Source organism: Vibrio sp. 10N.222.47.A9 (assembly GCF_963872585.1).
In the GTDB taxonomy this organism is placed as follows: domain Bacteria; phylum Pseudomonadota; class Gammaproteobacteria; order Enterobacterales; family Vibrionaceae; genus Vibrio; species Vibrio splendidus.
Map to the genome: position 1 here is coordinate 76,560 of NZ_CAWNBB010000019.1, position 13,359 is coordinate 89,918.

11 protein-coding genes are annotated in these 13,359 nt (G+C 44.4%); 5 read left to right on the forward strand and 6 right to left on the reverse strand.

The genetic code is table 11. The annotated features are described in order from the left end of the window. Positions 1-19 precede the first annotated feature (19 nt). Positions 20-1,189 carry a mechanosensitive ion channel family protein gene (locus tag AACT19_RS03175; RefSeq protein WP_076645181.1) on the reverse strand — a complete coding sequence of 390 codons (1,170 nt, stop codon included), beginning with the start codon at positions 1,187-1,189 and terminating at the stop codon, positions 20-22. A 184-nt stretch (positions 1,190-1,373) separates the two neighbouring features. Between AACT19_RS03175 and AACT19_RS03180 the strand changes: the two genes are divergently transcribed. Next, positions 1,374-2,030, forward strand: coding sequence for a potassium channel family protein (locus tag AACT19_RS03180; RefSeq protein ID WP_017079662.1), 657 nt, complete (start codon positions 1,374-1,376; stop codon positions 2,028-2,030). Between the two features lie 26 nt (positions 2,031-2,056). Continuing rightward, the gene (locus AACT19_RS03185; RefSeq protein WP_017094662.1) at positions 2,057-3,424 is read left to right on the forward strand and encodes a TrkH family potassium uptake protein; all 1,368 of its coding nucleotides are present in this window, start codon (positions 2,057-2,059) and stop codon (positions 3,422-3,424) included. A gap of 116 nt (positions 3,425-3,540) precedes the next feature. On the opposite strand, the gene msrB is transcribed toward AACT19_RS03185, so the two are convergent. Then, the gene (gene msrB / locus AACT19_RS03190) at positions 3,541-4,683 is read right to left on the reverse strand and encodes a peptide-methionine (R)-S-oxide reductase MsrB (RefSeq protein ID WP_076645183.1); all 1,143 of its coding nucleotides are present in this window, start codon (positions 4,681-4,683) and stop codon (positions 3,541-3,543) included. A gap of 200 nt (positions 4,684-4,883) precedes the next feature. Between msrB and AACT19_RS03195 the strand changes: the two genes are divergently transcribed. Then, positions 4,884-5,282 (forward strand): OsmC family protein, encoded by a 399-nt coding sequence (locus AACT19_RS03195; protein ID WP_017064824.1) that lies wholly within the window; start codon positions 4,884-4,886, stop codon positions 5,280-5,282. Between the two features lie 145 nt (positions 5,283-5,427). Here AACT19_RS03195 and AACT19_RS03200 read toward each other — a convergent pair whose 3' ends face one another. The 4 genes from AACT19_RS03200 to phnW all read right to left on the reverse strand — a co-directional run bounded on the left by AACT19_RS03200 (position 5,428) and on the right by phnW (position 10,414). Further along, entirely contained in the window at positions 5,428-6,498 is a 1,071-nt protein-coding gene (locus AACT19_RS03200) for an OmpA family protein (RefSeq protein WP_017064823.1), read from the reverse strand. Between the two features lie 440 nt (positions 6,499-6,938). Then, on the reverse strand, positions 6,939-7,757 hold the full coding sequence (phnX, locus tag AACT19_RS03205) for a phosphonoacetaldehyde hydrolase (RefSeq protein ID WP_076645185.1): 819 nt from the start codon (positions 7,755-7,757) through the stop codon (positions 6,939-6,941). A gap of 114 nt (positions 7,758-7,871) precedes the next feature. Beyond that, positions 7,872-9,311 carry an aspartate aminotransferase family protein gene (locus AACT19_RS03210; protein ID WP_076645187.1) on the reverse strand — a complete coding sequence of 480 codons (1,440 nt, stop codon included), beginning with the start codon at positions 9,309-9,311 and terminating at the stop codon, positions 7,872-7,874. After that, positions 9,311-10,414 (reverse strand): 2-aminoethylphosphonate--pyruvate transaminase, encoded by a 1,104-nt coding sequence (gene phnW, locus AACT19_RS03215; protein ID WP_076645189.1) that lies wholly within the window; start codon positions 10,412-10,414, stop codon positions 9,311-9,313. The genes AACT19_RS03210 and phnW overlap by 1 nt, the downstream gene beginning before the upstream one ends. A 326-nt stretch (positions 10,415-10,740) precedes the next feature. On the opposite strand from phnW, the gene AACT19_RS03220 reads away from it, so the two are divergent. Next, positions 10,741-11,751 carry a putative 2-aminoethylphosphonate ABC transporter substrate-binding protein gene (locus AACT19_RS03220; RefSeq protein WP_017085444.1) on the forward strand — a complete coding sequence of 337 codons (1,011 nt, stop codon included), beginning with the start codon at positions 10,741-10,743 and terminating at the stop codon, positions 11,749-11,751. A gap of 128 nt (positions 11,752-11,879) precedes the next feature. Continuing rightward, positions 11,880-13,301: an FAD-dependent oxidoreductase gene (locus tag AACT19_RS03225; RefSeq protein WP_076645191.1), complete on the forward strand. Its 1,422-nt coding sequence runs from the start codon at positions 11,880-11,882 to the stop codon at positions 13,299-13,301. The last annotated feature ends 58 nt before the right edge of the window (positions 13,302-13,359 follow it).

Consider the following 13,359-nt stretch of genomic DNA (forward strand, 5'->3'; position numbering starts at 1 on the left):
TAACCAAGAAGGATGTTGACTATCGATGACCTTCCGTAGGGGAGTTCAACATATCTTTGGGATCGCTAACATTCTGATTATCACCTAGGCTTTGAACGCTGTTATGACCTTGAACATTAGAAAAGTCTAGAGGGTCAATCTTGAGTGTCTGTGTTGGGAACGCGATGTCTGCATTGTGTTTATGAATAATCGCCAGAACCTGTAACAGAACGTCTTGCTTCACCTTGTGGTACCTGATCCAGTTGACCGTTTTTGTGAAGGTATAGATAAAGAAGTTCAGCGTTGATGGCCCAAATTTGTCAAAGTTAACGATCAACGTCTGTTTGGCATCAATATCTGGGTGGGCCTCGAGCATGGTTCTTACATCATCAACAATGAGCGCCAATTTGTCTGCATCTTGATAACGAAGACCAAAGGTTTCATTGATTCTACGATTCAACATTCTCGATGGGTTCTCTACCACAATACTACTGAACACCGAATTTGGAACGTACAAAGGACGCTTATCAAAAGTGCGGATAATCGTCATGCGCCAGCCAATGCGTTCGACAGTACCTTCGATTTGACGATCGGGAGAGCGTATCCAATCACCGACTTTAAAAGGGCGGTCGAAGTAAATCATCATGCCACCGAAGAAGTTCGACAGTAGATCTTTAGCGGCTAAACCGACGATTAAACCACCGACACCACCAAAGGTAAGCAAACCCGATAGGCTCAGCCCAAACGCCTGCATGATGGTTAAGCCACCCATCACCATAAAGAACAGTCGAGCCACCTTTGCGATAGCCTGTACTGTGGTTTCGTCTCTGGTTTTTTGCTCTAAGACATACTCTTCAGAGTTACTGATCATTCGCAGCGTAAACCAAACAAACGTAGATATGATCAGTATGTGTTTAAGTGTTCTTAGCCAGTTGATTTCATTACCAAACTGGTCTTGAAGAATCAAGCCAACAGACACGGTAGCAGGCCAGCACCAAAGCAACGTACTGACAGGTGTTTTTAAGGCCTCTAGCAGTAGGTCATCCCAATGAAATTGGGTTTTTTTGACCAAGATTTCCAGGCGATTATGGACAATTCGCCAAGCGACCCAAGCGAAAAAACTCGCAATAGTGATGAATAGGACGCTATTTGCCCAATCGCTATGGCTCTGGTTGATGTAGGTTTGTACTTGGGTTATGAATTCATTCATTGTGTGTACTGCCGCAGAAATTATGGGTTAGAAATTAGCAGAAATCACTTTTGTTCTCTACCTTTATAAATCAATCGATTAGCTGACAATTGTATCTCTATATGGATATATAGTCGTTTTTTTGTATGAAGACAATTTTGTTATTTGTTTTCGATGCTACGTAGCTTTGTAAGTGGAGTAATAAATGAGTGACAAACAATATGCAGTTATCGGCTTAGGGCGTTTTGGGTTATCTGTATGCAAAGAGCTACAAAGTTCAGGGGCGCAGGTGCTCGCTGTCGATATTGATGAAGAGCGAGTGAAAGAAGCGGCTAATTTTGTTTCACAAGCGATTGTTGCGAACTGTACGAGCGAAGAGACAGTTAAAGAACTAAGGCTGGACGATTACGATATGGTGATGGTGTCGATTGGCTCTGATGTTAACTCCAGTATTCTAACGACGCTAGTGGTAAAAGAATCAGGCGCAAAAGCCGTTTGGGTGAAGGCGAACGATAAGTTTCACGGCAAGATCCTTTCTAAGATTGGTGCCGATCATATCATCATGCCCGAACGAGACATGGGTATTCGCGTTGCGCGTAAAATGTTGGATAGACGCGTTCTTGAGTTTATCGACCTTGGCAGCGGTTTAGCGATGACTGAAATTGTTATTGGTTCTAATTTTTTGGGTAAGAAACTTGGTGACCTTAAGCTGTGCAAAGAAAATGGTGTTGAGGTACTTGGTTTCAAGCGAGGCCCGAACCTAACTAAAGCACCTGAACTGGATGTGAGTTTAGAAATTGGGGATGTGGTGATCATCGCTGGGCCGAAAGAGACCTTATCTAGAAAGCTACGCAATTGGTAACTGGCAATCGGAAATAAGGTAACAGTATGAATTCGTTGAAACGAAAAGGTACTTTCTACACACTTAAGAGTGATAAAAAGCCACGTAAAGGCTCTGAACCTAAGATTATCCTTACGAGCTTCTTAGGCGTACTTATCCCGTCTGCAATATTGTTGACCCTACCCGTGTTCTCTGTGACAGGTCTAAGCTTTACGGATGCACTGTTTACCGCCACGTCGGCGATCAGTGTGACAGGCTTAGGTGTTGTTGATACCGGTCAGCATTTCACCTTGGCAGGCAAAATCTTACTGATGTTCTTGATGCAAGTCGGCGGGTTAGGGCAGATGACCCTTTCTGCGGTGCTGCTCTATATGTTTGGTGTTCGGCTCAGTTTGAAACAGCAAGCATTAGCGAAAGAAGCATTGGGGCAAGATCGTAAGATTAACCTCAGGAAGTTAGTGAAGAAGATCATCATTTTTGCATTGGTGGCGGAATTTATAGGTTTCGTATTGCTCTGTTTTCGTTGGGTTCCTGAAATGGGATGGGCAACAGGGAGCTTTTACGCGTTATTTCACGCGATTTCCGCATTCAATAACGCAGGGTTTGCGTTGTTCTCAGACAGTATGGTGAGCTTTGTTGACGATCCACTGGTGATCTTTACCTTAGCTGGCTTGTTCATTTTCGGCGGATTAGGCTTTACTGTTGTGGGCGACCTATCGACTAACTGGCGGAAAGGCTTCCAACATCTGCATTTACACACCAAGATTATGCTAACGGCGACACCGACGTTATTGGCGGTGGGCACGGTGATGTTTTGGTTATTGGAGAGAAATAACTCAGCGACGATGGAGGGCTTGTCGACACAAGGGCAGTGGCTGGCGGCATTTTTCCAGTCAGCGAGTGCTCGTACTGCTGGTTTTAATAGTGTGGATTTGTCTCAGTACACTCAGCCTGCATTGTTGGTGATGATAGTACTGATGTTGATTGGTGCCGGTTCAACTTCCACTGGTGGTGGGATTAAAGTATCGACCTTTGCGGTTGCATTTGTTGCGACTTGGACATTCCTACGTCAGAAAAAGCATGTCGTGATGTTTAAACGTACTGTGACCTGGCAAGCGGTAACAAAGTCATTGGCCATTATTGTGGTAAGTGGGGCGCTATTAACCACTGCAATGTTTTTGTTAATGCTTACTGAAAAGGCGGCGTTTGATCGAGTGATGTTTGAGGTAATTTCGGCCTTTGCGACGGTCGGATTGACTGCTGGGTTAACCGCAAACTTAACTGAACCGGGGAAATACATCATGATTGTGGTAATGGTGATTGGACGAATCGGACCTTTGACTTTGGCTTACATGTTAGCTCGCCCTGAGCCTTCGTTGTTGAAATACCCTGAAGATACGGTGTTAACAGGTTAATAAGGTTAACAGGCTAAGGTTGACCCTTCTTGTTAGTGCGTTAGAAAAACAAAGCCAGCGAATATGCTGGCTTTGTTTTTTAGAGGTTCAGAGGTTTAAAGTAAGTTTCTGAATTCTTAGCCCTCGAACATCTCTACATATTCTTCGTAGCCTTCGTCTGCCAGTTTATCCGCTGGAATAAAGCGCATTGCGGCTGAGTTCATGCAGTAACGTAACCCTGTTGGTTTTGGACCATCTTTAAATACATGTCCCAGGTGAGAATCGCCAAACTTACTGCGAACCTCTGTTCTTGGGTAAAGCAGTTTGTAGTCAGTAGTTGTGACTACATAAGCCTCGCTGATTGGCTGTGTAAAGCTCGGCCAACCTGTACCTGATTTGTATTTGTCTTTTGAAGAGAATAAAGGCTCACCCGTTACGATATCAACGTAAATGCCTTCCTGCTTGTTGTCCCAGTACTTATTGTCAAACGGGCGCTCTGTTGCGTCGTCTTGTGTGACATCGTATTGCAGTGAAGTTAGAGAAGCTTTGATCTCTGCATCAGACGGCTTGCTGTATGTCTTAGCATTGGCTGTCGCATTCTTACCATTGATGATCTGACGGATCGTTTGCGGGTTTTCTTTTCTATCATCGCCGAAGACTTTATCTAGGTACTGATCACGACCAGAAGCGTAGCGGTAGTAGTTATAACGAACTTTGCTCTTCTTGTAATAATCTTGGTGGTAATCTTCTGCTGGCCAGAATTTTTCAAACTTAATCAGTTCTGTTTTTAGTGGTTCACCAAAGATCTGAGCTTTGTCTATCTCCATCATGAAGTTTTGAGCGACGTCTTTCTGTTCTTGGTTATGATAGAAAATAGCAGGTCGATATTGTGGACCTCTATCTACGAAAGAGCCTTTGTCGTCGGTTGGGTCGATGTGTTGGAAGAATTGGTCAAGCACCTGTTCATAGCTGACCACATCAGGGTTATAGGTCACATTGATTACTTCGATGTGGCCAGATTTACCCGATGAAACTTGTTTGTAGGTTGGGTTTTCTAATTTACCACCAGAATACCCAGAGATAACGTCTGTCACGCCTGTCAGTTTTTCTAGATCGGATTCTGTACACCAAAAACAACCACCAGCCAGTGTCGCGATTTCAGTTTTACCTGAACTAGCCGTTTTATCCATTGTATTGGCAGTGCCAGTCTGGCTTACAAACAGCGAAATCAGTGGTAGTGTAACCACGAGTGATACCAATATTTTAGATAATTTATTCATAGATACCTCATCTTGACGTTTTTCTCATTCGATTTTGAATGTACGAATAGAGACAGGTTTTAGATGGAAAAAATTACACTATTCATGAAAAAAATATCTCAAATAGAAAATCTTGCTCATAAATGCCGCCAGTAGTAGGGTGTAGGCATTGATATAAAATACCAAATAATGATGACGTTTTCGTACATCTAAGGAACAACATGCAAGCAGAAGTTAAATGGGTCGAAGGCTTTAAATTCCTCGGTCAATCTCAATCAGGCCATTCTATTGTTATGGATGGAAGCGGCGGTGCTACTGCGCCAAGCCCGATGGAAATGGTGTTAATGGCTGCTGGTGGCTGTAGCTCTGTTGATGTAGTGGACGGTTTGAAATCTGCGGGTCAAAGCATCACTGGTTGCAATGCAAAGCTTGAAACCAAACGTCGTGAAACAGCGCCGAAAATCTTTACTGTGATTAATATTCACTTTGAAGTGTCTGGTGACAACCTTGATCCTGAGCAGGTCGCTAAGGTGTGTGCGGATTCATTAGAAAAGTACTGTTCTGTATGTCTAATGTTGGGTGCTGGCGTAGAGATGACTCATAGTTGGGAAATCGTCTAGTCTTCTGATTGTACAGCTTGGCGGTAGGCTAATCTTTACGGCTTACGGCTTATCGCTTACGGTTTTTAGGCATAGCCAGACAAAGAAAAGGGCGGAGCACTTTAAAGTGCTCCGCCCTTATTATTTTAACTAAGGTAGAGTGCTATTATTCAGCAGCTTCTACGATAACTTCTTCAACTTTGACTTCTTCTTGGTATTCAAAACCAGGGATCGTTGCGTCAACACGACGGTTTTGAGCACGACCTTCAGCTGTAGCGTTTGATGCAATTGGATTCTCTTCGCCTTCACCTGACGCTGTAATACGGTCTGCTTCAATGCCTTGCTCTTCGATGTATGCGGCTACAGCAGCAGCACGTTTCTTAGAGATCATTAGATTATACTCAGCTGCACCTGTTGAGTCGGTGTGACCAACAACATCAACTGATGATTGAGGGTGAGCTTTAAGTACTTCAACTAATGGCATTAATGCAATTTTACCATCTGTAGACAGTTCAGTACTGTTTGTCTCAAACATACCTTGAGAGAAGCTCTCAGTTTGCGCTTTAGTAACAACCACGGTTGTCTTCTCTTCAACAACAACTGCTGGTTCTGTGATTGGCTCAGATGGCGCTTGAGTCACTGCTACTGCAGAAGCTGTTGCAGCCGCCGCTGATGCTGTTGTGTTGCCAGTACCGAAGTTGTAGCTAACACCAACTGATAGTAGGTTCGAGTTCAGGTCTTGAACGTAGTTGTCGTCGAAATCATCAAAGTATTGGTATTCAACACGTAATGCCCAATCAGAAGATAGTTGCTTCTCTACACCGATACCAGCAGAAAGAACGACGTCATCCTCGCCACCGTGTGAAATGTAAGCAGGACCTGCTTTAAAGAATACGTCAAACTCTTGTTGTACTGCTAGGCGGTACATTGGAGTTAGCGAGATTGCGATCAGTGGATCGCTGAACGCAGCTGTTGTGCCGTTCTTTGAAAAGCTTGTCTTGTAGTCGCCAAGGAAGTCTGAGCTTAGCTCAATACCAAACTTGTCATTAAAATTGTAGCCAGAGTAGATGCCTGCACCAATTGCATCATCATCACACTTTTCACCGCTTACGCATGCGCTGTCTAGCCAGCCCACGCCCACTTTTGCACCCACGTAAGTCGTTGCAGCAATAGAAGGCGCTGCTGCTAGGCCTGAAGCGGCTACAACAGCACACATGATTTTTGACAGTTTTTTCATAATTTTTTCCTTGGATTAACTCTTATTTTTATCTGAACTTACCAGTAAAACGATCACTTATTGGGTTACGACACTGCTTATAATAAGTAAATCAAGGTGTTGGTTCAGGTGAACCTGTTTCTTTCTCAGTACTTATATTGTTAATCTGATTGCGTATTGGAGTCAATGAAATTGTTAAATATTATATATTTAAGATGCCTTTATTGTTGATTTTATCATTTGTTGGAATGTTTATGTTTAAGCTATAGCCTAGCCTCGTCTATTTACCAGTGGCGCTACGGGTAATAAGTAAAAAACTTGCGCTTTATCATGCTTATAAAACAAAAATCCCCACCCAATATGTATAACTCGAATGAGTACATGATTGGATAGGGATTTGAATTAAAGCGATTGGAGATGTTTTTCACGTACTTTACGTCACGTGAACATCTCGCTTTTGCTTATGGGCACTCTCCTGCCAGTAAACGCTGTTCAATATCTGCAATGACGCCTGGTAGGTCTGCAATGGTATCGATCAAGTAGTGCGGGTTTGATTCGTTTAGCCTAACGCTTGCTTTTTCACGTGCAGCTGTAAGTGTTGTCTCGTCTGCATCTAAATATTCTTGATACGTTAAGCCTGCTTCGTTACCTGATAGTACAAGGCCTACTGTCCACATACCTGCGTTGTGACCTTCATCGATCCCAGGTGCTGCATCATCCACTTTCACACATGCTGAAACGCTGGTTACGCCAAGGTCGATTACGTTTTTAAGTGCCATAAATGGAGCAGGGCGACCGCCTTGAGGTAAGTCATCGGTCGCTACCACGTTATCTGGTCGGTAACCGTAATCTGCAGCAGCAGGAATTAAAACATCCATCACTTCACGTGGGTAACCTGAACAAGACCCGATCTTCACGTTCTTCTCTTTTAAGTTATTGACCACTTCTATCGCGTTTAAAATTGGAGCTGCGTGATCGGCTACTTTCGCTTTTTGAAGAGGCATGAATGCCGCGTAGATCGCGTCAACATCTTCACTTGTCATGGAGCGTCCGAATTGAGCCTTCCAACGAGCGTCAACGGCTGGAATTCGACCAACTGCTTGGATGTGGTCCCATTTGCCGATCCCCATAGGTTCACGCGCTTCTGCTAAGTCGATATCAAAGTCGAAACCTTGTCTGAATGCTTCAACGAAAATACTGGTTGGAGCAAATGACCCAAAATCAACGATAGTGCCGGCCCAGTCAAAGATAACCGCTTGGATAGGTGATGTTGTGTTCATAGTCGTGTCCTATTTCTGTTCTCTCCCAACTCAAGTTGTTCTGGGAGATGAATGATTGTTTTAGGTTATTGGTTGCTTGAAATTATTTCTTCAAGACATGCTTTAAAAGGTGGTTTAAAGGTACTCAAAGTCTTTGCAGACTTTTGCTATCGCTTTTTCGAATACAGACAGAGCGACTTCTAGTTCGCTGCGGCTGATGATCAATGGTGGGCTCAACTGAATCACATTACCTTGTGACACCTTAAAGCTCAGGCCATCGTTTAGACATTGGTAAAGCACGGCTTCTGCTTCATCGAAAGCTCGGGTTTTGGTGATGTGGTCAGTGACCAATTCCACCCCCCAGAGCAGGCCGATGCCGCGAACGTCACCAATGACTGGGTACTTCTCTTTCATTTTAAGCAGCTGTTCACGCACGAATGCGCTGTCCGCTTGTACTTTTTCAAGTAGGTTTTCTTGTTCAATTACTTCCATGGTTGCGAGTGCTGCCGCGCAACCAATAGGGCTTTTCTCATGGGTGTAGTGACCAAGAGATACTTGCGCTGCCGTGTTGTATTTGTCTTTTGTGATCATGGCTGCGATTGGTACTAAGCCGCCGCCAAAACCTTTACCGATACAAAGAATGTCAGGCTCGATATCAAAAGCTTGGTGTGTAAACCATTCGCCACTGCGACCCATGCCATTAGGGATGTCATCAATGATCAACAGGACGTTGTGTTTGTCACAAATCTCACGGATGCGCTTCCAGTAAGCTTTGCTTGGTACTTGCACGTCTGTGTTACGCACTGCTTCTGCAATGAAGGCACCAATGCCACCTTCTTTTTCAATCACGTACTCTAGGTAATCGGCATAATGCACATCACATGTGGTCTCGTTCGCATCGCCGGAGTTTTGCCCGCGAAGCGATAAAGAGTCATTAAGCGGGAAAGCACCACGATAAGAGACCGCTGGTGGAATGCGTTCTACGCCAGCCATTAATGGCCCCATGCCTTCGCGGAAACACGCTTCGCCACCTACTGAAATTGCATCGAGTGACGCGCCATGGAAGGAATCCCACAATGAAACGACTTTGAAGTTGTTGGTGACATGTCGAGCCAGTTTGAGTGCCATACCAATCACCGATGTGCCACCTGGAGCAAACAACACGCGATTCAAATCACCACCACAGATCTGTGTCAGCTTTTCAGCGCACTGAACCGCAGTTTCATTGGTAAAGCGACGCGGTGAAAACGGCAATGACGCCATTTGCTGAGTCACTTTATTAATGATGTGTGGGTGACCATAACCCAACTGATGAACGTTGTTACCGTGAAAGTCCATGTACTTCTTGCCAGTCGTATCTTGAATGTAGATGCCTTCTGCGGCTTCAAGTGTGTCTAGGCAAGGCGTTGACATGGCTTGATGAAGAAACACGTCAGCATCACGCTTTAACATTACTTGAGTCGCATCATCGTTTAGCGATTCGTTCCATTTTTCGCGTGCTGGCGTGGTGTTCACATCGCCTTCGCTTCGAAAGTGTGTGGCCTTTAGAATAGGCTCTTGATTGATCGTCGTCATTATTTGATGTCCCAGTACATAGCGTTTTTCACCGCGCCAATGAGAGCTTCAATGTCTGACGGATACACTTCACCGATGTTACCGATTCGGAAGCAGTCTGCGTTTGAAACCTTACCGGGGTAAATCACAAAACCTTGTTCTTTCAAACGATCATAGAATTCCTTGAATTGGTAATCGCTATGAGTTGGAGAATAGAAAGAGGTAATGATCGGTGAATGAAGATCATCATTAAGCAGTGGCTCAAAGCCAAGAGAGCGCATACCTGCAACCAATGTGGTTTGGTTGGTTTGGTAGCGATTATGACGAGCTTCGATGCCACCTTCTTGCTCCAATTCAAGTAGAGCTTGGTAGAAAGCACGCACTGTATGAGTTGGAGAGGTGAAGCGCCATTTACCATGGTTGCTTTCCATGCAGTGCCATTGGTCAAACAGGTCAAGGCTTAATGAACGAGCTTGGCCTTTGCATTTTTCCAGTTCCGATTGCTTCGCAATAACAAAGCCGAATCCAGGTACACCTTGAATACACTTGTTTGCTGAGCTGATCATGTAATCGATACCTAACTCAGCTATATCCATAGGGATGCCACCAAAACTCGACATCGCATCTAGAATGACGGTTTTGTTGTGCTGTTTTGCCAATTTGGCGATGTCTTCGATTGGATTCAACATACCCGTAGTGGTCTCACAGTGCACAATCGCAACGTGAGTAATGTCTGAATCCATAGCCAATGCCGTCTCCATTTCGTTCAAGTCAGGCTGTGATGTTTCACCTGGGGAAACGACATGGCATGGAATGTTTAAGTATTCTGAGATTTGAGCAATACGAGCACCATACGCACCGTTGTCAACAACAAGAAGCTTGCCGCTTTTTGAGATAACGCTACCGATTGCTGCTTCAACTGAAGCGGTGCCGCTACCTTGCATTAGTACGCTTGTATAACCCGTTTGCTTAGTCGCTAAAGTCACTAGCTTGCTACGAATCACTTCAACAACGTCTTTGTTGTATTCATCATCCCAAGTACACCAATCTTTTAGCATCGCTTGGCGAACGGTTTCAGAAGTAGATAGAGGACCCGGTGTCAGCAATAAGTATTCGTTTCTCATGTTCAATTCTCGTGATTTGTATTTTGGACTATACCAATGTTTGCGATTACTTTAGCAACCAATTTAAACGGCCGTAAATAGCCCAAACGTTATTTTCACAAAAGCTTCATATTCAAATTTGTCACTTGTGTTGAGAAATTTTCCGATCTTTAAACTGCCATTTTTTGTTCATTTAATCGTCATAAAAGCCAGTTAGCTTAATACTCGAAATCTGGTACATACCAATGCAAAGGTGTGTGTTAACAACCTAAATGAATTTATGGACATAGAAGCCTCTTGATGGGGCTTCTAGCTTCTAACCTTGGCATCGGGCCTGACTGGAGAAAATGATGAAAAACCGTTTTATGAAAGGATCACTTGCAGCGTTAGTAACTCTACTCGCTGGTAATGCTTATGCAGCACAGGAAGTGACGGTTTACACCGCTTTTGAAACTGACATTTTAGCGAAATACAAGAACGCATTTGAAAGTGAAAACCCAGACATCAACATCAAGTGGGTACGTGATTCAACTGGGATCATGACGGCAAAATTATTGGCCGAAAAAAACAACCCGCGTGCAGAGGTAGTTTGGGGACTTGCTGGTTCTTCAATGGCACTGCTTAAAGAAGAGGGCATCCTCAAACCTTATACGCCTCAAGGTGTAGAAGCATTACGCGCTAACCTTAACGACCCACAGTCTACTCAAGCTTGGTACGGTAATGATGCATTCTTCAATGCAGTTTGTTTCAACGAAGTGGTCGCTAAGCAATTGAACCTACCGGCACCTAAGTCTTGGGATGACCTAACGAAACCTATCTACAAGGGCCACATTGCTATGCCAAACCCAGCATCTTCTGGTACGGGCTACATGCAGGTTTCGGCTTGGTTACAAAACATGGGTGAAGACCAAGGTTGGAACTACATGCAGAAGCTAGACCAAAATATTGCTCACTACACGCACTCAGGTTCGAAGCCATGTGTTCAAGCCGGTATGGGTGAAGTCGCTATCGGTATTTCTATGGCGAGCCGTGGCGCTAAGCTGAAAACTCAAGGCGCTCCACTTTCAGTTATTACGCCTGAAGGCATCGGCTGGGAATCTGAAGCGGTAGGCCTTGTTAAGCCTTCTGATGCAGCACAACGTGTTATCGATTGGTCTATTTCTAAAGCGGCAAACGAGCTTTACATCGAAATGTACCCAGTTGTTGGTCACCAAGATGTGACAGGCAAAGCAGAGAACTTCCCTAATGTAGAAAAGAACATGGCAAAAATGGACTTCGCTCGCATGGGCAGTGAACGTGCCGAGGTTCTTAAAACATGGTCTGACAAGTTTGACGCTAAATCAGAGCCAAAATCTTAATCTGACGACCTATTCAGTTACTTAACTATTTAGCTATTTAGCTCATTAGAAGTTAGAAATCAGTAAAGGAAGGCTTCGGTCTTCCTTTTTTAGTTTTACGCCTTTAGGTTTTTAGTAAGGTACAACAAATGAAAAAGCACTACTCATATTGGTTCAAGCAAGCATTGGAGCAGGAATTTGGCAGCATCAAGGCGGGGCTAGAGTCCTCTAAACCGCTTCAAAAAGACATTAACTGTGATATCGCCATTGTTGGCGGTGGCTATACGGGCTTATGGACGGCGATTTTAATCAAACAACAGCAACCCGAAAAGCATGTTGTCGTGATTGAAAAAGGCCTATGTGGTAGCGGTGCTTCTGGTGCGAACGGCGGTTGCATGCTGACGTGGTCAACTAAGTATCCGACGCTGAAAAAGCTCTACGGAAAAGAACAAGCGAAATGGTTGGTTAAGGAATCGGAAAAGGTTATATACGAGATCGAAGCCTTTTGTAACGAACACAAGATTGACGCGCATCTATATCGAAGCGGTACTTACTACACGGCGACCAATGAAGCGCAAAAGGGTGGAATGGAACCTGTTGTGAATGAGTTGGTCAAGCAAGGCATAAATAGTTGGAAGAAGTGTGATAAGTCTTTGGCTGATAAAGCGGGATCTGATCGCCACATTGAGGGTTACTACTCAGAAGCTGCGGGTAGTGTGCAGCCTGCGTTATTGGCTAGAGGTTTGCGCCGAGTCGCTCTAGAACTGGGTGTTGAAATTCACGAAAACACAGAAATGACATCACTCGACTATGGCTCCCCAGCTCTAATTCAAACCAAAGGCGGTTCCGTATTTGCGGATAAAGTGATTTTGGCACTCAATGCGTGGATGCTCGATCACTTTAAAGAGTTCAAACGCAGCATAGTGGTTGTTTCTTCAGATATGGTGGTGACCAAGCCTATTCCTGAAAAGCTCAAGCAGTTTGGTCCAGAGAAAGGGGCAGCGGTGGTAGATTCGCGTATCTTTGTCCACTATTACCGAGATACCCAGGACGGACGACTCATGTTGGGCAAAGGCGGTAATAAGTTCTCGTTTGCCAATCAAGTTGAAAGCATGTTTAACCAAACGACCAACTACCTGCCGATTCTCAATCAATCCTTCCAAAAACTGTTTCCTAAGTTGGAGCAAAGTGAATTCGATTACAATTGGTCTGGCGGCTCAGATCGTTCGGTCACCGGTCTGCCATTTTTCGGTAATCTAAAAGGCCAAGGCAACATCTATTATGGGCTTGGTTATTCAGGCAATGGCGTTGCTCAAACCCGTATGGGCGGAAAAATTTTGTCAGCAATGGTACTCGATATCGACAATGCATGGACACGAAGCGGTTTAACCAAAGGCCCATTAGGACACTTCCCACCAGAGCCATTTCGTTGGGTAGGTGCGATGATGGTGCGTGATGCGGTCCGAAGAAAAGAGAACGCGGAAGATTCGGGTAGCACGCCATTGTGGCTAGATAAACAGTTATCCAAACTCGCAGGTGCGGCGGGCAAAGCCGACAAGGTTGAATCATAGATTAATCTAACGTTTAAATTAGAAGTTTACATTTAGGCTCTCAGTGATTTATGGGCAA